Here is a 17,536-nt window from a genome sequence, read left to right as displayed (position 1 = left end):
ATGCAACGCCCACCACGCGCCCTGGCGCAAGCCCCGCGAGAAACCGCCCGCTAGGCCGTGAAAGATGCGGCTGATAGGCTCTTCTCGGATACCCCTGTGGGTTCCGCCCGCCCGGGCAGTCGCTCGGTCGGGTTTGTACGGAGCAGGCCGGCAGGAGCTGGTCTCCTGTGGTGGATCACCGACCAGCGAGTTCGGTGGACTTCTACTGGTGGCCAGCGTGAACACGTCGACCGAGGCGCGTTCGTCCTGCCTGCTCCTGCTCCGATGTATGCAGTCGTGCCCAGACGGGGTGCGACGTTAAACAAAGGAGAGAGACCTCTTGGAAGGTCCTGAAATCACGTTCGCCGAAACCGTCATCGACAACGGTCGGTTCGGCACCCGCACCATCCGCTTCGAAACCGGCCGCCTCGCGCAGCAGGCGCAGGGCTCGGCCGTCGCCTACCTCGACGACGAGACGATGCTCCTCTCGGCGACGAGCGTCTCGAAGCAGCCGAAGGATCAGTTCGACTTCTTCCCGCTGACCATCGACGTCGAAGAGCGCATGTACGCCGCCGGGCGCATCCCCGGCTCGTTCTTCCGCCGCGAGGGCCGCCCCTCGACCGACGCCATCCTCACGTGCCGTCTCATCGACCGCCCCCTGCGCCCCTCGTTCGTCGAGGGCCTGCGCAACGAGGTCCAGGTCGTCGTGACGGTCCTCGCGATCGAGCCCGACGAGCTCTACGACGTGCTCGCCATCAACGCCGCGTCGCTCTCGACCCAGCTCTCGGGCCTGCCCTTCTCGGGCCCCGTCGCCGGCGTGCGCGTCGCGCTCATCGACGGCCAGTGGGTCGCGTTCCCGAAGTACTCGCAGCTCTCGGAGGCCGTGTTCAGCATGGTCGTCGCGGGTCGCGTCGTCACCGAGGAAGACGGCTCGCAGGATGTCGCGATCATGATGATCGAGGCCGAGGCCACCGACCACGCGTGGGACCTCATCCAGGCCGGCGCGGTCAAGCCGAACGAAGAGGTCATCGCGCAGGGCATCGAGGCGTCGAAGCCCTTCATCACGCAGCTCGTCGCCGCTCAGCAGCAGGTCGCCGCCACCGCGGCGAAGCCGACCGCCGAGTACCCGACGTTCCCGCCGTACCAGCAGTCGACGTACGACGTCGTCGCGGGCCTCGCCTACGACGAGCTCAAGAGCGTCTACCAGATCGCCGGCAAGGTCGAGCGCCAGGACGCCGACGACGCGCTCAAGTCGCGCGTCAAGGCCGCCGTCGCCGCCAAGGTCGAGGCGGGCGAGCTGCCCGAGTCGGCGGTCGGCGAGGTCTCGGCCGCGTACAAGTCGGTCACGAAGCTCGTCGTCCGTTCGCGCGTCCTCGAAGAGGGCGTCCGCATCGACGGCCGCGGCCTCCGCGACATCCGTCCGCTCGACGCCGAGGTGCAGGTCGTGCCCCGCGTCCACGGCTCGGCCATCTTCCAGCGCGGCGAGACGCAGATCCTCGGCATCACGACGCTCAACATGCTCAAGATGGAGCAGCAGATCGACTCGCTCTCGCCCGAGACGAAGAAACGCTACATGCACAACTACAACTTCCCGCCGTACTCGACGGGTGAGACGGGTCGTGTGGGTTCGCCGAAGCGTCGCGAGATCGGCCACGGCGCGCTCGCCGAGCGTGCGCTCGTGCCCGTGCTGCCCACGCGCGAGGAGTTCCCGTACGCCATCCGCCAGGTCTCCGAGGCGCTCGGCTCGAACGGCTCGACCTCGATGGGCTCGGTCTGCGCGTCGACGCTGTCGCTCCTGAACGCGGGTGTGCCGCTGCGCGCTCCCGTCGCGGGCATCGCGATGGGCCTCATCTCCGACACCGTGAACGGCGAGACCCGCTACGCGGCGCTCACCGACATCCTCGGCGCCGAAGACGCGCTCGGCGACATGGACTTCAAGGTCGCCGGCACGTCGGAGTTCGTCACGGCGATCCAGCTCGACACGAAGCTCGACGGCATCCCCGCCTCGGTGCTCGCGGGCGCGCTGACCCAGGCGAAGGAGGCTCGCACGACGATCCTCCAGGTCCTGAACGCCGCGATCGACGGCCCCGACGAGATGGCCCCGACCGCGCCTCGCGTGATCTCGGTGCAGATCCCCGTCGACAAGATCGGCGAGCTGATCGGCCCGAAGGGCAAGACGATCAACGCGATCCAGGACGAGACCGGCGCCGACATCTCGATCGAAGAAGACGGCACCGTGTACATCGGCGCCGTCGACGGCCCGTCGGCCGAGGCCGCTCGTGCCCAGGTCAACGCGATCGCGAACCCGACGAACCCCGAGGTCGGCGAGCAGTTCCTCGGCACGGTCGTGAAGATCGCGACGTTCGGCGCGTTCGTCTCGCTGCTTCCCGGCAAGGACGGCCTGCTGCACATCTCCGAGGTGCGCAAGCTCGCCGGCGGCAAGCGCGTCGAGAACGTCGAAGACGTGCTCGGCGTCGGCCAGAAGCTCCTCGTCGAGATCACGAAGATCGACGACCGCGGCAAGCTCTCGCTCGCGCCGGTCCTCCAGGAAGAGGCCGACACGAACGGTCGCGAGACCGCGCCGGTGCACGCCGAGGAGCCCGCAGAGGGCGCCGAGGTCTGATCTGATCTGATCGCCTTCCGCTCGGCGCGCTGCGCCTGAGCAGGCCGGATGCCCCGCCCGATTCCATTCGGGCGGGGCATCCGTCGTCTGCGCTCCACGCCCCGCACGAAGATTCCCCTCGAACGAGGGCCAGCCACATGGAAGCAAAGGATGGTCGCCGCACCGGGCCGCGAGTACTCTGCGCGCTATGTTGAAGAATCCTCAGGGCATGAGAGGGTTCGCGTCTCGTCTGAGCGCCCTCGCACTGATCTCCACCGCGCTCGTCGCGGGCCTCGCCGTCGCCCCTGCAGCTGCTGCTTCCAACACCGTCGCCGTCGACTCGGCCTCGACCGCCAGAACCGCGCTGTTCAGCCAGCGCCCCTACGTCGCCCTCGGGGATTCGTTCACCGCGGGCCAGGGCGCGCCGCCCTACAAGGACGACACGTGCAAGCAGAGCCGCTCGCTCGGGTATCCCACGATCGCGGCAGCGCTGAGCCTCTACAAGCTCACCGAGAACCGGGCGTGCTCGGGCGCGAACGTGGCGGCGACCGCAGCCCAGCTCGCTGGACTCAACCCGAACACGCAGCTCGTGACCCTCACCGTCGGCGGCATCGACGCGGGATCCAACGCGCTGCTCGCGGCATGCGCGGCGAACCCCGACCCGACCGTCGATCCGTGCAAGTCGGCGATCCTGGCGAGTCAGGCGGCGCTCGCCGCGCTCGGTCCGCAGCTCGTCGGGCTGTACTCGACGATCGCCTCGACGCTCCCGAACGCGAAGATCGCCGTGCTCAACTATCCGTTGCTCTTCAAGCCCGGCATCGCGCCGGTCGGCGACCTCGTCAACTCGGGCACGACGCAGCTCAACGCCGTCATCGCGGGAGCCGTCGCGGCGACCGGGAACCCGAAGATCCAGCTCGTCGACGTCACCGACGAGTTCAAGGGGCACGGCATCGGCTCGCTCATCCCGTACATCGCGTTCAATCCGAAGAACCTGCTCGCCGATCAGAACTTCCACCCGAACGCGCTCGGCAACTCGCTCGGCTACGGCATCGCGCTCGCGAAAGACAGGGTCTTCGCCCGCTGATCCGCAGTTCCGCGAACACCGCGGATGCCTCGCCCGAATCGCTCGGGCGGGGCATCCGCTCTCATTCGAACTCAGCCGCGCGTGTCGCCGGCCTTCGCGACGATGCCGCGCATGATGCTCCAGTACCCGACCGGGGCGACGCGCGAGACGATGTCGCTGAGGCGCGCGTCGCGGCCGATGAAGACGCGCGGGCGGCGCCGTTCGATGCCGGCGACGATGATCGCCGCAGCTTGCTCGGGCGTCGTGCGGTAGAGCGCCGACTGGGCGTCGGCGGCGCGCTTGGCGACGCTCGCGTCGACGGCAGCGGCGACGCGAGCGTGGTGGATGATGCCCGTCTTCACGCCGCCGGGGTAGATCGCCGAGACCGTCACGCCCGTGCGCTCCAGTTCGTGGCGGAGCGAGTCGGTGAACCCGCGCACGGCGAACTTCGACGTGACGTACGGCACGCGGCCCGCGGGCGCCGTGAGGCCGTAGAGGCTCGAGACGTTCGCGATGTGCGCTTCGGGTGCGGCGAGGAGGTCGGGCAGGAACGCCTTCACCGTCGCGACCGTGCCCCACAGGTTGACCTCGACGACGGAGCGGAACTCCTCGAGCGTCACCTGGGCGAACGAGCCGAGCATCGAGACGCCCGCGCAGTTGAGGAGCACCGACGGCGTCGCTCCGTCGTGCGCTGCGGCGACCGCGGCAGGCAGGGCGGCCACCGCGTCGAGGTCGGCGAGGTCGAGCGGATGGGTGCTGACGGATGCCCCGCGCCCGCGCAGCTCGGCGGCGAGCGTCTCGAGGGCGCCGGCGTCGCGGTCGACGAGTGCGAGGGCGCAGCCGCGGGAGGCGAGGAGTTCGGCACTCGCGCGGCCCATGCCGCTGCCTGCACCGGTGACGACGGCGAGTCGTCGGTCGAGTTCGAGTCGGGGGCGCCGGCGCATGAGGCTCCTTCGCGTCGGGTGGCGGGCAGTCCACCTTCGCATCCGCAGTCCGAGTGAGCAAACCGGACCGCAGCGCACCGACGTGTCAGGCGGAGCCGAGGAGCGGTTTCAGCCGGTAGGGGATGAGTTCGCCCATCGCGAGCGAGGTCTCGGTGCGTTCGACGCCGTCGATCGCGAGGATCTCGCCGTCGATGCGGAACAGGTCGTGCGCGTCGCGGCAGACGACCCGCACGAGCAGGTCGACCTGCCCTGAGAGGCCGTGCGCCTGGATCACCTCGGGGATCTCGGCGATCGCGTCGACGACGGCCGCGAGCACCGTCTGGCGGACGTGCACGCTCACGAACGCCTCGAGCGGGAAGCCGAGCGGGCCCGGATCGATGCTGCGTTCGAAAGACAGGAAGGCGCCGGATGCCTCGAGCCGCCCGAGTCGGGCCTGCACGGTGTTCCGGCTCAGCCCGAGGCGCTCGGCGAGGGCGACCACGGTCGCTCGCGGGTCGTCGCCGAGCGCGGCGAGGAGGGCTCGATCGACGCGGTCGTACTGGCTCATATCGCGCAATCTAGCAGCGGCACGGGGCATCCGTCTTGGCGACATGCTCTGTGCATCGCTCAATGCTTGAGCGCACTGACCGGTCGCCGTACGCTCACCTCAACCGGCGACGAGGCCGGCTGCGGGAGGGCCCACAAGGCGGACCCGCCGACGAGGAGGTCCACGATGACCCTGTCAGCACCCATCGCGTACTCGAGACCCGAACCCGAACGAGGCGACGGTTCGGGCGATCCCGCGCATTCGACGCCGCCGGACGCGCCGATGCTGACGCTCGTCGACGAGCACGGCGCACGCCTCCACGACCCCGACCTCGATCCGTGGGTGGCCGATATCGGCCCCGACGAGCTCGCCGACCTCTACCGCGACCTCGTGGTCGTGCGGCGCATCGACGCCGAGGCGACGGCCCTGCAGCGGCAGGGCGAACTGGCGCTCTGGCCGCCGCTCGCAGGCCAGGAGGCTGCGCAGATCGGCTCGGCACGGGCCCTCGCCGCGTCCGACTTCGCCTTCTCGAGCTACCGCGAGCACGCCGTCGCGTGGGTGCGCGGCGTCGAGCCTGCCGACCTCCTCGCCGTGTGGCGCGGCTCGGCGCCGAGCGGCTGGAACCCGTACGAGCACGGCATGGCCGTGCCGCAGATCATCATCGGCGCGCAGACGCTCCACGCGACGGGCTACGCGATGGGCCTCGCGTGGGACGGCGCCGACGCGGCCTCGATCGCGTACTTCGGCGACGGCGCCACGAGCGAGGGCGACGTCAACGAGGCGCTCGTGTTCGCCGCGAGCTTCGACGCACCCGTCGTCTTCTTCTGCCAGAACAACCAGTGGGCGATCTCCGAACCGGTCGGCCTCCAGTCGAAGCGGCCGCTCGCGCGCCGCGCCGACGGGTTCGGGATGCCGGGAGTGCGCGTCGACGGCAACGACGTGCTCGCCGTGCTCGCCGTGACACGGCAGGCGCTCGACCGCGCGCGTCGCGGCGGCGGCCCGACGTTCATCGAAGCCGTCACCTACCGTATGGGTCCGCACACGACGGCCGACGACCCCACCAGATACCGGGGCGACGACGAGCTCGCCGCGTGGCGACGCCGCGACCCGCTCGCGCGCGTGCGGGCGCTGCTCGAGACATCCGGAATGGACGTCGCATCCCTCGATCGTGACGTGCAGGCCGCCGCCGACCGCGCCGCCGCCGACCTCCGGCACGCGATCACGACGCTCGCCGACCCCGCGCCCATGACGGTCTTCGACCACGTCTACGCCGAACCCAACAGCCATCTCGAGCGGCAGAAGGCGAGGTATGCGCGGTACCTCGCGATGTTCGAGGACGGTGCCCGATGACGACGCTCACGTTCGGCAAAGCGATCAACGAGGGGCTTCGGCGCGCGCTCGCCGATGAGGACCGCGTCGTGCTCATGGGCGAGGACATCGGCACGCTCGGCGGCGTGTTCCGCGTGACCGACGGGCTCAAGGACGAGTTCGGCGCGAAGCGCGTCGTCGACACGCCGCTCTCGGAGGCGGGGATCGTCGGCACGGCCGTCGGCCTCGCGTACCGCGGCTACCGCCCGGTCGTCGAGATCCAGTTCGACGGGTTCGTGTACCCCGCGTTCGACCAGCTCGTCGCGCAGGTCGCGAAACTGCACTACCGCTCGCGCGGCACGGTGAAGATGCCGCTTGTGATCCGCATCCCGTTCGGCGGCGGCATCGGCGCGGCCGAACACCATTCCGAGTCGCCCGAGGCGTACTTCGCCCACACGGCGGGGCTTCGCGTGGTCGCGTGCTCGAACCCGCAAGACGCATACGTCATGATCCGTCAGGCGATCGCGAGCGACGACCCCGTCGTGTTCTTCGAGCCCAAGCGGCGGTACCACCAGAAGAGCGAGGTCGACCTCGACGCGAGTCTCGCCGACCAGCCGCCGCTCGGCGTTGCGACGGTCGTCGTGCCCGGCACCGACGTCACCCTCGTGACGTACGGCGGGCTCGTGCAGACCGCACGCGATGCCGCGGTGGCGGCGGCCGAAGAGGGGGTGTCGATCGAGGTGATCGACCTGCGCTCGCTCGCGCCCGTCGACTACTCGACGATCGAGGCGTCGGTCAGGCGCACGGGCCGCCTCGTCGTCGCGCACGAGGCAGGGGAGCAGCTCGGCCTCGGTGCGGAGCTTGCGGCGAGCCTCACCGAGCGGTGCTTCGAGTACCTCGAGGCCGCGCCCGTGCGCGTCACCGGCCACGACATCCCGTATCCGCCGGCGAAGCTCGAGCGGTACCACCTGCCCGATCTCGACCGCATCCTCGACGGCGTCGACCGCGCGCTCGGGCGGCCGAACTCGCTGTCGGGCGACTCGCTGAGCGGAGTCGAGGCATGACGATGATCCGCGAGTTCGCGCTCCCCGATCTCGGCGAGGGCCTCACCGAGAGCGAGGTCGTCGCGTGGCGCGTCGCCGTCGGCGACCGTGTCGAGCTCAACCAGATCGTCGCCGACGTCGAGACGGCCAAGGCCGTCGTCGAGTTGCCGTCGCCGTTCGCAGGCGTCGTCACGGCGCTCCACGCCGAGCCCGGGGAAACGGTCGAGGTCGGCGCGGCGTTGTTCTCGTGCGACACGGGCGAGGGGGCGGATGTCCCAGAGCCCACCCTCGTCGGCTACGGCGCCGCCGCCGAGGCGGGGCCGCGCAGGCGGCCGCGCCACGTGCCCGCCGCTCTCGCTCCCGCCCTCTCCGCTGGTCGAGTAGCGAGCGAAGCGAGCGTCTCGAGACTCGCCGACCGCCCACGCTCCACCCCGCCTGTCCGCAAGCTCGCCCACGACCTCGGCGTCGATCTCGCAGCGCTCACCGGCACGGGCGAGCACGGGCTCATCACGCGCGCCGACGTCGAAGGGGCCGCTGCGGCAGTCGGCCGGGCCGAGGCATCCGGCCTTTCGACAGGCTCAGGGACCCGTCCTGCGGAAACCCGCATCCCGATCACGGGCGTCCGCAAGGCGACCGCGCAGGCGATGGTGCGGAGCGCGTTCACGGCGCCGACCGTGACCGAGTTCCTGACGGTCGACGTCACGGCCGCGATGGACCTCGTGCGAGGCATCCGCGACGACCGCGCCCTCGCGGCGCACCGGGTGACGCCGCTCGCGCTCGTCGCGAAGGCCGTGTGCATCGCCGTCGGCCGCACGCCCGAGGTCAACGCTCGATGGGACGAGGACGCGCAGGAGATCGTACGGTTCGACGGCGTCAACCTCGGGATCGCGGCGGCGACCGAGCGGGGCCTCCTCGTGCCGAACGTCAAGCGCGCCGACCGGCTCACCCTGCTCGCGCTCGCCGACGCGATCGGCGCCCTCGCCGAGACCGCGCGTGCGGGCCGCACGGCGCCCGCCGATCTCACGGGCGGCACGATCACGATCACCAATATCGGCGTCTTCGGCATCGACGCGGGCACGCCCATCCTGAACCCGGGCGAAGCGGCGATCCTCGCGATGGGGGCGGTGCGGAAGCAGCCGTGGGAGTACCGCGGCGAGATCGCGCTCCGCGAGCTCATGACCCTTTCGCTCTCGTTCGACCACCGCCTCGTCGACGGCGAGCAGGGGTCGCGGTTCCTCGCCGACGTCGGCGCGATCTTGCGGGATCCGGGCCGGGCCCTCACCATGATGTGAGAGGCGGTCGGAAGGCGGGGGCCCGATGGAGAACGACCGAGTGCTGCTGGGGTTCGGTGAGATCGACGCGCAGATCGCCGACACGGCGTTCCGGCGCGACGGGTCGCGGCTCGTCGCCGAGTACGAGACGGGCGACTTCTCGGGCGCGGTGCGCCTGCTCGACCGGGTGGCCGAGGCAGCCGAGGAGTTCAACCACCACCCCGATGTGCGGCTCGCGTGGGGGCGGATCGTGTTCGAGTTGCGCTCGCACGACGTCGGGGGAGTGACTGCGCGGGACATCCGCCTCGCCCATCGGATCGAGCGGCTCGCGGCGGGCTGAGTCGGCGCCTCAGGCGGTGAGGCCCGCCCACGCCATGGCTTCGAGCACGCGCCGCACGTCGGCGGTCGCGGGAGGGCGGGAACCGTCGCGCGCGCTGTGCGGCGTCGAGTTCACGAGTCCGAAGGCTGCGTGGGCGCGGATTCGCGCCTCGCTCGCGGAGCGGTCGGGCGCGAGCGCTTGGAGCGCGTCGACCCAGAGTTCGACGTACTCGCGCTGGAGTCGGCGCACTTCGTGGGCGTCGGCGGCGGGCAGGCTCTGCAGGTCGCGATCCTGGACGCGGATGACGTCGGGGTTCGCGATCGCGAAATCGACGTGGAAGGCGATGAGCGAGCGCAGGGCGGATGCCGCGTCCGCGGCCTCTTCGACGGTCTCGCGCCCGCCGCGGAGGAGCCCGTCGCTCGCGCCCAGGAGGAGGGCGGCGAGCACGGCCGCCTTGCCGGCGAAGTGCCGGTAGACGGCGGGGCCCGACACGCCCGCCGCTGCGCCGAGGTCTTCGAGGGTCACGCCCGCGTACCCGCGGTCGGCGAAGAGCCGGGCTGCTGCGGCGAGCAGCGCGTCGCGGCGGTCGGCCTTCGCGCGGCCGCGGTCGGTGAGCGTTTCGGTCATCGCGCCCTCCCGTCGCATGTGCGGCCCCGCCGCGGTCGCGGTCGCCGCCGCGGTTTCGGTGAGTGAACGCTAACCGACGGATGCCTCGGGCTCAAGCCGCGGCGGCGCGCACGCGCCGCACGAGTTCGGCGGTGCCGCCGTTCCAGACCGGGCCGTGGCCGGGGAGCACCCACGTGGCGTCGAGGGCGCCGAGCCGGTCGAGGGAGGCGAGGGCGGCTGCGGGGTCGTCGGTGAACGGCGCCGGTGCGGGGCCTTCGGCACCCGTCAGCACGTGCCGGGTCGTGAGGCCGTCACCGACCATGACGGCGTCGACCGACGGGAACCACACGGCGATCGATCCGGGGGAGTGCCCGGGGAGCCCGACGATGTGCGGCGAGCCGGGCAGGTCGAGCACGTCGCCGTCCTCGACGGGGAGGAGCTCTTTCACGTGGGCGCTCGTGAAGCCGCCGTGGGTCATGGCGTACGAGAGGAACCGCAGCGTCGGGCCGAGCTTCTTCGGCCCGAGCGGGTTCGACGGTGCCTTCTCGGCGCCGCTCGCGCGGGCGATGTCGGCCGGGTGGGCGTACACGGGCACGCCGAAGTCGCGGCGGAGCCGCTCGGCGTAGCCGAGGTGGTCGCCGTCGCCGTGGGTGAGGACGACCCCGCGGATGTCTCGCGGGGTCTTGCCGATCGCGTCGAGCTCTGCGAGGAGGTCGCGCCACTGCCCGGGGATGCCGGCGTCGACGAGTGTGAGGCCGTCTGGGGTGACGACGAGGAAGGCGGCGACGAGGTCGTTGCCGATGCGGTGGAGTCCGGGAGCGAGTTGCATGAAGGCTACGATAGTTAGCTATGATGGCTACTGTCAATAGCCATGAGGAGGATTCCCATGCCCGCACCCGAACGCACCACGCTTCCGACGATCGTCGCCGCGGCCTCCGGCATCCTCGACCGCGACGGCCTCGACGGCCTCACGATGCAGGCCGTCGCGACGGCCGTCGGCGTGCGGGCGCCCTCGCTCTACAAGCGCGTACGCAGTCGCGACGAACTCATCAGGCTCGTCGCCGAGTCGGTCGCCGCCGACCTCGGTGCGGCACTCGACCGTGCCGAGGCCGACTCGTCCGATCCGAGGGCCGCCGTCGTCGCGCTCGCCGAGGCGGCCCGGGCCTTCGCGCATGAGCGGCCGCGCGCGTACAAGCTCCTCTTCGCGTCGTTGCCCGATGCGGCACGCCCCGGTCGGGCCGCGCTCGACGAGTCGGCCCGTGCGGTGCTCGCGGTCGCAGGCGGGCTCGCCGGGGAGGCGCACGCACTCGAGGCGGCCCGCACGTTGACGGCCTGGCTCAACGGATTCGTGCTCATGGAGCTCTCGGGCGACTTCCGGCTCGGGGGCGACCTCGACGCGGCCTTCGAGTTCGGCGCCGAGCGGCTTGCGCGCGCGCTCGAACGCTGAGCCGGAGCGCGCCGGGCCGCATCTCCGTGCGCCGGAGTCGCCTTACTGCGCGCGCCTCTTGTCGTTTCAGTGAATGGTCGCTAACCTGAATTCCAGTGAATATCCATTCACTGAATGCCCCGACGAGAGGCGGCGACCGGCGCATGCCGACGCTCGAGAGCACGATCGATCCCGCGAGCGACGCCGCGCGCACGAACGCAGACGCCCACGCCGTGCTCGTCGCCGAACTCCGGGCGAAGCTCGCACTCGCGGCACTGGGCGGCCCCGAGGCATCCAGAGACCGTCACGTCGCACGCGGCAAACTGCTGCCGCGCGACCGCGTCGACCGCCTGCTCGACGAAGGCAGCCCCTTCCTCGAACTCTCGCCGCTCGCCGCCGACGGACTGTACGACGGCGACTCGCCGGGCGCCGGCATCATCACGGGCGTCGGGCTCGTGCACGGCCGGCCCGTCATGGTCATCTGCAACGACGCGACCGTCAAGGGCGGCACCTACTACCCGATGACCGTCAAGAAGCACCTCCGCGCGCAAGAGGTCGCCGCCGAGCACCGGCTGCCGTGCATCGCGCTCGTCGACTCGGGCGGCGCGTTCCTGCCGAAGCAGGACGAGGTGTTCCCCGACCGCGACCACTTCGGGCGCATCTTCTTCAACCAGGCGAATCTCTCGGCGCGCGGCGTGCCGCAGCTCGCGGCCGTGCTCGGCTCGTGCACGGCGGGCGGCGCGTACGTGCCCGCGATGAGCGACGAGACGGTCATCGTGCGCGATCAGGGCACCATCTTCCTCGGCGGCCCGCCGCTCGTGAAGGCCGCCATCGGCGAGGTCGTGACGGCCGAGGAGCTCGGCGGCGGCGACCTCCACGCGCGCGTCTCGGGCGTCGTCGACCATCTCGCCGCCGACGACGAGCATGCCCTCGAGATCGTGCGCGACATGGTCGCGACCCTCCCCGCGCCCGCGCCGCGCGCGTGGGCGGTCCGCGAGCCGCGCGACCCCGCCGTCGATCCTTCGACGCTCACGTCGGTCGTCCCGGTCGATGTGCAGCAGCCGTACGACGTGCACGAGGTCATCGCCCGGCTCGTCGACGGCAGCGAATTCGCCGAGTTCAAGCCCGAGTACGGCGACACGCTCGTGACGGGCTTCGCCCACCTCGACGGGCATCCTGTCGGCATCGTCGCGAACAACGGCGTGCTCTTCTCGGAGTCGGCGCTGAAAGGCGCGCACTTCATCGAACTGTGCGACCAGCGAGGCGTCCCGCTCGTCTTCCTGCAGAACATCTCGGGCTTCATGGTCGGCCGCGACGCCGAAGCCGGCGGAATCGCGAAGCACGGCGCCAAGATGGTGACGGCCGTCGCGACGACGCGCGTGCCGAAGCTCACGGTCGTCATCGGCGGCTCGTTCGGCGCCGGCAACTACTCGATGTGCGGGCGGGCGTACTCGCCGCGGTTCCTCTGGATGTGGCCCAACGCGCGCATCTCGGTCATGGGCGGCGAACAGGCCGCGTCGGTGCTCTCGACCGTCAAGCGCGATCAGCTCGCGGTGCGAGGAGAGCAATGGTCGGATGCCTCGGAGCAGGCCTTCAAGGCCCCGATCCGCGAGCAGTACGAGTCCCAGGGCAGCCCGTACCACTCGACCGCGAGGCTCTGGGACGACGGCGTCATCGACCCCGCCGACACCCGCACGGTGCTCGCCTTCGCCCTCGAGCTCGCGAGCCGCACGCCCCTTCCCGACCCGGCCTTCGGCCTCTTCCGGATGTGACGCGATGACGCAGCCTCCCTTCGACCGCGTGCTCGTCGCCAATCGCGGCGAGATCGCCGTGCGCGTCATCCGCACGCTCCGCCGTCTCGGCATCCGCGCGATCGCCGTGTACTCCGACGCAGATGCTGACGCGCCGCACATCCGACTCGCCGACGAGGCGATCCGCCTCGGGCCCGCGCCGGCCTCCGAGAGCTACCTCGACCCCGAGAAGCTCGTCGCCGCAGCCCTCGCGACCGGCGCCCAGGCCGTGCATCCGGGCTACGGATTCCTGTCGGAGCATGTCGGATTCGCTCGCGCGTGCGCCGACGCCGGGATGGTGTTCATCGGCCCGGGCGAGACTGCGCTCGAGGTCATGGGCGACAAGATCCGCGCGAAGCGGCACGTCGCGGCGTCGGGCGTGCCCGTCGTCCCGGGTGTCGACGACGCGGACCCGGCGCCGCCGGGCGGGCGGCTCTCCGACGACGCGCTCGTCGAGGCATCCCGGGCCGTCGGCTTCCCCGCGATCGTGAAGCCGTCGGCGGGCGGCGGAGGCAAGGGCATGCAGCTCGCACATGACGCAGCCGAGCTCGCCGCCGCAATCCCCGCCGCCCGCCGCATCGCGCGCGCCGCGTTCGGCGACGACTCGCTCCTCGTCGAACGGTTCATCGAGCGCCCGCGCCACATCGAGGTGCAGATCCTCGCCGACGCGCACGGACACGTCGTGCATCTCGGCGAGCGCGAGTGCTCCCTGCAACGCCGCCATCAGAAGGTCGTCGAGGAGGCGCCGTCGCCGTTCGTCGACGCCGACACGCGCGAGCGGCTCGGGCAGGCGGCGTGCGCGGCCGCCGCGAGCGTCGGCTACGTCGGCGCGGGGACGGTCGAGTTCCTCGTGTCGGATGCCTCGCCCGGCGAGTTCTTCTTCATCGAGATGAACACCCGGCTCCAGGTGGAGCACCCCGTGACCGAGCTCGTGACGGGCCTCGACCTCGTCGAGCAGCAGGTGCGGGTCGCAGCGGGGGAGCCGCTCGCGTTCGGCCAGGCCGACGTCGCGCTCCGCGGCCACGCGGTCGAGGCGCGCGTCTACGCCGAGAGTCCCGAGCGCGGGTTCCTGCCGTCGACGGGCGACGTGCTCGCGTGGCGTGCGCCGACCGGCGACGGAGTGCGCGTCGACGCGGGCATCGCGACCGGATCGACCGTGACCGCCCACTACGACCCAATGCTCGCGAAGGTGATCGCGTGGGGTTCCGATCGGGCGGAGGCGCTCGACCGCCTAGACGCGGCACTTGCCGACACCGTCGTGCTCGGCGTCGAGACGAACCTCGCCTTCCTCCGTCGTCTCCTCGCCCTTCCCGAGGTGCGCGAAGGCGCGCTGACGACCGAACTCATCGACGCGCTTCCCGACGAGCCGCTCGGGCCGGCGTCGCCCGCATTGCGTGCGGCGGCAGCGGGCGCGCTCGCCGCGGCAGCGGGCCGGGCCGAAGGCGAAGCGGGGTCCCGCGAGGGCGCCGCGCACGCGTGGCAGCGCGAAACCGGCTGGCGCCCCGGCGCGCATCGCGCCCCGCGCGTGCGGCTCGAACCGGTCGCGGGCGTTGCGCCCGGCCCTGTGCTCGTCGAACTTCCGATCGGCGCGCGCAACGAGGCATCCGCCGGCACTGAAGCATCCGCCCGCTCCGAGACATCCATCGCACCCGACGGCACGGTCTGGGCCCACACGAACGGCCGCACCGCCGCCTTCCGTCCCGTCGACCGTCGCACTGCCCTCGACGCGCGCCTCGCGCGCGAGCGCGGGGGCGGCGGCACCGGCAGCGCCGACCCCGTTCTCCGGGCGCCCATGCCGGGCACCGTGACAGCCGTGTTCGTGGCCGACGGCGACCCGGTCGAAACGGGCGACGCGATCCTCGCGATCGAGGCCATGAAGATGGAGCACCGTATGACCGCGACCGTGACAGGTGCCGCTTTCGTCTCCGTCGCCGTCGGCGACCAGGTCGCGCGTGACCAGGCCGTCGCGCGCATCGAAGCCGGGGCCGCCGCACCCGAAGACCCCCACGAAGGGACCGACCGAACGGCCGCCGCCGACCCGGCGCAGGCCGCCCGAGAGACGAGGAGCATTCCCCGATGAACTACGAGCTGAACGACGAAGAGCAGGCCCTGTACGACCGCGTGAAGGACTTCGCCGACCAGGTCGTCGCGCCCGCCGCCTACGAGTACGACACGAAGCGCCGACTGCCGCTCGAGATCATCGCGCAGATGGGCGACCTCGGGCTCTTCGGCCTGCCGTTCCCGCAGGACGTCGGCGGGCAGGGCAAGAGCTACTTCCAGCTGTGCCTCGCGGTCGAGGCGCTCGGCCGTGTCGACCAGTCGATCGGCGTCACCCTCGAGGCGGGCGTCGGCCTCGGCGTCATGCCGATCTACCGCAACGGCACGGCCGCGCAGCGCGAGGAGTTCCTGCCCGACCTCATCGCAGGGCGCGCGCTCGCCGGATTCGGGCTCACCGAGGCATCCGCCGGTTCCGACGCCGGTGCGACGAAGACGCATGCCGTCCTCGACGGCGACGAATGGGTGGTCAACGGCTCGAAGCAGTTCATCACGAACTCGGGCACTCCCATCACGAAGCTCGTGACGATCGTCGCCGTCACGGGCGAAGAGCAGCGGGCCGACGGCTCGGTCAAGAAGGAGCTCTCGGCGATCATCGTGCCCAACGGCACGCCGGGATTCGAGATCGGCCCCGACTACGACAAGGTCGGCTGGCACACCTCCGACACGCACCCGCTGAGCTTTACCGAGGTGCGTGTGCCCGCAGCGAACCTGCTCGGCGAGCGCGGTCGCGGCTACGCGAACTTCCTGCAGTCGCTCGACGAGGGGCGCATCGCGTTCGCGGCGCTCGCGACGGGTGCGGCGCAGGGATGTCTCGAAGAGGCCATCCGCTATGCGAACGAGCGGGTCGTGTTCGGGGCCAACATCGGGGCGAACCAGCACATCGCGTTCAAGATCGCGAAGATGCAGGCGCGCGTGCACCAGGCGCGGCTCGCATGGCACGACGCAGCGCGCAAGATGGATGCCGGCAAGCCCTTCAAATTGGAGGCGTCGATCGCGAAGATGGTCTCGGGGGAGGCGGCGATGGACAACGCGCGCGACGCGACGCAGATCTTCGGCGGCTATGGGTTCATGAACGAGAGCCCCGTCGCCCGCCACTACCGCGACTCGAAGATCCTCGAGATCGGCGAGGGTACGACCGAGGTGCAGCTCATGATCATCACGCGCGAGCTCGGGCTCGCGGCGTAGGGGGCGACGATGGCGGATGTCTCGGAGCCGGCGCCGCGCGAGGTCGTGCAGCGGGGGCTCTGGTTCGAGGAGTTCGAGTCGGGCGTGCGGTACCTGCACCGGCCCGGCCGCACGGTCACCGAGGCCGACAACGTGCTCTTCACGACCCTCACGATGAACCCGCAGCCGCTGCACCTCGATGCCATATGGTCGGCCGCCCAGCCGTTCGGGCGCATCCTCGTGAACTCGATGTTCACGCTGTCGACGCTCGTCGGGCAATCGGTCGCGCAGCTGACGCTCGGCACGCTCGTCGCGAACCTGGGGTTCGGGGCGGTCGCGTTCCCGCACCCCGTGTTCGTCGGCGACACGCTCTACGGCGAGTCCGAGCTCGTCTCGAAGCGGCTGTCGTCGTCGCGGCCGGGCCAGGGCGTCGTCGAGCTCGCGCACACGGCGAAGAACCAAGACGGCGTGGTCGTCGCGACGGCGACGCGCACGATGCTCGTGTGGACGCGCGAAGCAGGCTCGCGCGAAGCAGGCTCGCGCGAAGCGGGGGAGCGAAGCGGATGACCCGGCCCGCGTTCCGGTTCGGCCCCGCGCTGCTCTTCTGCCCCGCCGACCGGCCCGACCGCTACGAGAAGGCGCTCGCGCGGGCCGACGCCGTCATCATCGACCTCGAAGACGCCGTCGCCGACGACCTCAAAGACGCCGCCCGGGCGGCGCTCGTCGCGACGCCCCTCGATCCCGAGCGCGTCATCGTGCGGCTGAACCCCGCGGCATCCGGGCACCTCCGCGCCGACCTCGACGCGCTCTCCCTGACGGACTACCGCACCGTCATGCTTGCGAAGTGCGAAGGCACCGCCGACCTCGTCGGCCTCGACGCGCTCGAGGTCGTCCCGCTGTGCGAGACCGCCCGAGGCATCCTCGCCGCCGAAGCCCTCGCCGACCTGCCGAACGTCTCCGCGCTCATGTGGGGCGCCGAAGATCTCGTCGCCTCGACCGGCGGATCGTCGAGCCGGCACGACGACGGACGCTACCGCGACCTCGCGGTGCACGCGCGGGCGCATGTGCTGCTCGCGGCATCCGCCTACGGCGCCGCCGCGATCGACACCGTGCACCTCGACCTCGCCGACCTCGACGGGCTCCGCGGCGAGGCCGAGGATGCCGCGGCACTCGGCTTCGCCGCGACCGCGTGCGTGCACCCCGACCAAGTGGAGATCGTGCGATCGGCATACGAGCCTTCCGTCGAAGAGCTCGCCTGGGCGCACGACGTGCTCGCCGAGGCATCCGGAACCGACGGCGTCTTCGCCTTCCGCGGCCGAATGGTCGACGGACCGGTGCTCCGCCAGGCCCAAGCGATCATCCGCAGGGCGCCAACGATTCGGTAACGGTTCACGCGTCCGTTCCATGTGCGGCATACCCCTCCACGTACCCTCGAAA

General features: G+C 71.3%; 16 protein-coding genes. 12 read left to right on the top strand and 4 right to left on the bottom strand.

Going from position 1 to position 17,536, the window contains the following annotated elements:
- Positions 1–319: 319 nt before the first annotated feature.
- Both ET445_RS14475 and ET445_RS14470 read left to right on the top strand, forming a co-directional pair.
- On the top strand, positions 320–2,602 hold the full coding sequence (locus ET445_RS14475; RefSeq protein ID WP_129191898.1) for a polyribonucleotide nucleotidyltransferase: 2,283 nt from the start codon (positions 320–322) through the stop codon (positions 2,600–2,602).
- 187 nt (positions 2,603–2,789) lie between these two features.
- Entirely contained in the window at positions 2,790–3,665 is an 876-nt protein-coding gene (locus tag ET445_RS14470) for an SGNH/GDSL hydrolase family protein (protein WP_129191897.1), read from the top strand.
- Positions 3,666–3,736: 71 nt separating this feature from the next.
- On the opposite strand, the gene ET445_RS14465 is transcribed toward ET445_RS14470, so the two are convergent.
- Both ET445_RS14465 and ET445_RS14460 read right to left on the bottom strand, forming a co-directional pair.
- A complete protein-coding gene (locus tag ET445_RS14465; protein WP_129191896.1) occupies positions 3,737–4,588 on the bottom strand; it encodes an SDR family NAD(P)-dependent oxidoreductase in 852 nt (283 codons plus the stop codon).
- A gap of 85 nt (positions 4,589–4,673) precedes the next feature.
- On the bottom strand, positions 4,674–5,135 hold the full coding sequence (locus ET445_RS14460; RefSeq protein ID WP_129191895.1) for an Lrp/AsnC family transcriptional regulator: 462 nt from the start codon (positions 5,133–5,135) through the stop codon (positions 4,674–4,676).
- Positions 5,136–5,300: 165 nt separating this feature from the next.
- On the opposite strand from ET445_RS14460, the gene pdhA reads away from it, so the two are divergent.
- Genes pdhA through ET445_RS14440 form a run of 4 tightly spaced genes read left to right on the top strand, consistent with a single transcriptional unit; the run spans position 5,301 to position 9,076 of the window.
- Positions 5,301–6,464 (top strand): pyruvate dehydrogenase (acetyl-transferring) E1 component subunit alpha, encoded by a 1,164-nt coding sequence (pdhA, locus tag ET445_RS14455; RefSeq protein WP_129191894.1) that lies wholly within the window; start codon positions 5,301–5,303, stop codon positions 6,462–6,464.
- Positions 6,461–7,486 carry an alpha-ketoacid dehydrogenase subunit beta gene (locus tag ET445_RS14450; protein ID WP_129191893.1) on the top strand — a complete coding sequence of 342 codons (1,026 nt, stop codon included), beginning with the start codon at positions 6,461–6,463 and terminating at the stop codon, positions 7,484–7,486. The genes pdhA and ET445_RS14450 overlap by 4 nt, the downstream gene beginning before the upstream one ends.
- Before the next feature lie 2 nt (positions 7,487–7,488).
- Positions 7,489–8,757: a dihydrolipoamide acetyltransferase family protein gene (locus tag ET445_RS14445; RefSeq protein WP_129192587.1), complete on the top strand. Its 1,269-nt coding sequence runs from the start codon at positions 7,489–7,491 to the stop codon at positions 8,755–8,757.
- 25 nt (positions 8,758–8,782) lie between these two features.
- Positions 8,783–9,076, top strand: coding sequence for a 4a-hydroxytetrahydrobiopterin dehydratase (locus tag ET445_RS14440; RefSeq protein WP_129191892.1), 294 nt, complete (start codon positions 8,783–8,785; stop codon positions 9,074–9,076).
- 9 nt (positions 9,077–9,085) lie between these two features.
- On the opposite strand, the gene ET445_RS14435 is transcribed toward ET445_RS14440, so the two are convergent.
- Positions 9,086–9,682, bottom strand: coding sequence for an SACE_7040 family transcriptional regulator (locus ET445_RS14435; protein WP_129191891.1), 597 nt, complete (start codon positions 9,680–9,682; stop codon positions 9,086–9,088).
- A gap of 91 nt (positions 9,683–9,773) precedes the next feature.
- On the bottom strand, positions 9,774–10,490 hold the full coding sequence (locus ET445_RS14430) for an MBL fold metallo-hydrolase (protein WP_129191890.1): 717 nt from the start codon (positions 10,488–10,490) through the stop codon (positions 9,774–9,776).
- Positions 10,491–10,547: 57 nt separating this feature from the next.
- On the opposite strand from ET445_RS14430, the gene ET445_RS14425 reads away from it, so the two are divergent.
- From ET445_RS14425 to ET445_RS14400, 6 genes are all read left to right on the top strand, one after another.
- A complete protein-coding gene (locus ET445_RS14425; RefSeq protein ID WP_129191889.1) occupies positions 10,548–11,108 on the top strand; it encodes a TetR/AcrR family transcriptional regulator in 561 nt (186 codons plus the stop codon).
- A gap of 143 nt (positions 11,109–11,251) precedes the next feature.
- Positions 11,252–12,859: a carboxyl transferase domain-containing protein gene (locus ET445_RS14420; protein ID WP_129191888.1), complete on the top strand. Its 1,608-nt coding sequence runs from the start codon at positions 11,252–11,254 to the stop codon at positions 12,857–12,859.
- A 4-nt stretch (positions 12,860–12,863) separates the two neighbouring features.
- Complete coding sequence (locus ET445_RS14415; RefSeq protein ID WP_129191887.1) at positions 12,864–14,957, top strand: acetyl/propionyl/methylcrotonyl-CoA carboxylase subunit alpha; 2,094 nt, start codon at positions 12,864–12,866, stop codon at positions 14,955–14,957.
- Entirely contained in the window at positions 14,954–16,120 is a 1,167-nt protein-coding gene (locus tag ET445_RS14410; RefSeq protein ID WP_129191886.1) for an acyl-CoA dehydrogenase family protein, read from the top strand. The genes ET445_RS14415 and ET445_RS14410 overlap by 4 nt, the downstream gene beginning before the upstream one ends.
- 9 nt (positions 16,121–16,129) lie before the next feature.
- Positions 16,130–16,666 (top strand): MaoC family dehydratase, encoded by a 537-nt coding sequence (locus ET445_RS14405; protein WP_129191885.1) that lies wholly within the window; start codon positions 16,130–16,132, stop codon positions 16,664–16,666.
- Complete coding sequence (locus ET445_RS14400; protein ID WP_129191884.1) at positions 16,663–17,484, top strand: HpcH/HpaI aldolase/citrate lyase family protein; 822 nt, start codon at positions 16,663–16,665, stop codon at positions 17,482–17,484. The genes ET445_RS14405 and ET445_RS14400 overlap by 4 nt, the downstream gene beginning before the upstream one ends.
- Positions 17,485–17,536 lie beyond the last annotated feature (52 nt).

Origin of the sequence: Agromyces protaetiae, assembly GCF_004135405.1 — a bacterium.
Taxonomy (GTDB): Bacteria; Actinomycetota; Actinomycetes; order Actinomycetales; family Microbacteriaceae; genus Agromyces; species Agromyces protaetiae.
This window is presented reverse-complemented; position numbering and strand designations above follow the sequence as displayed.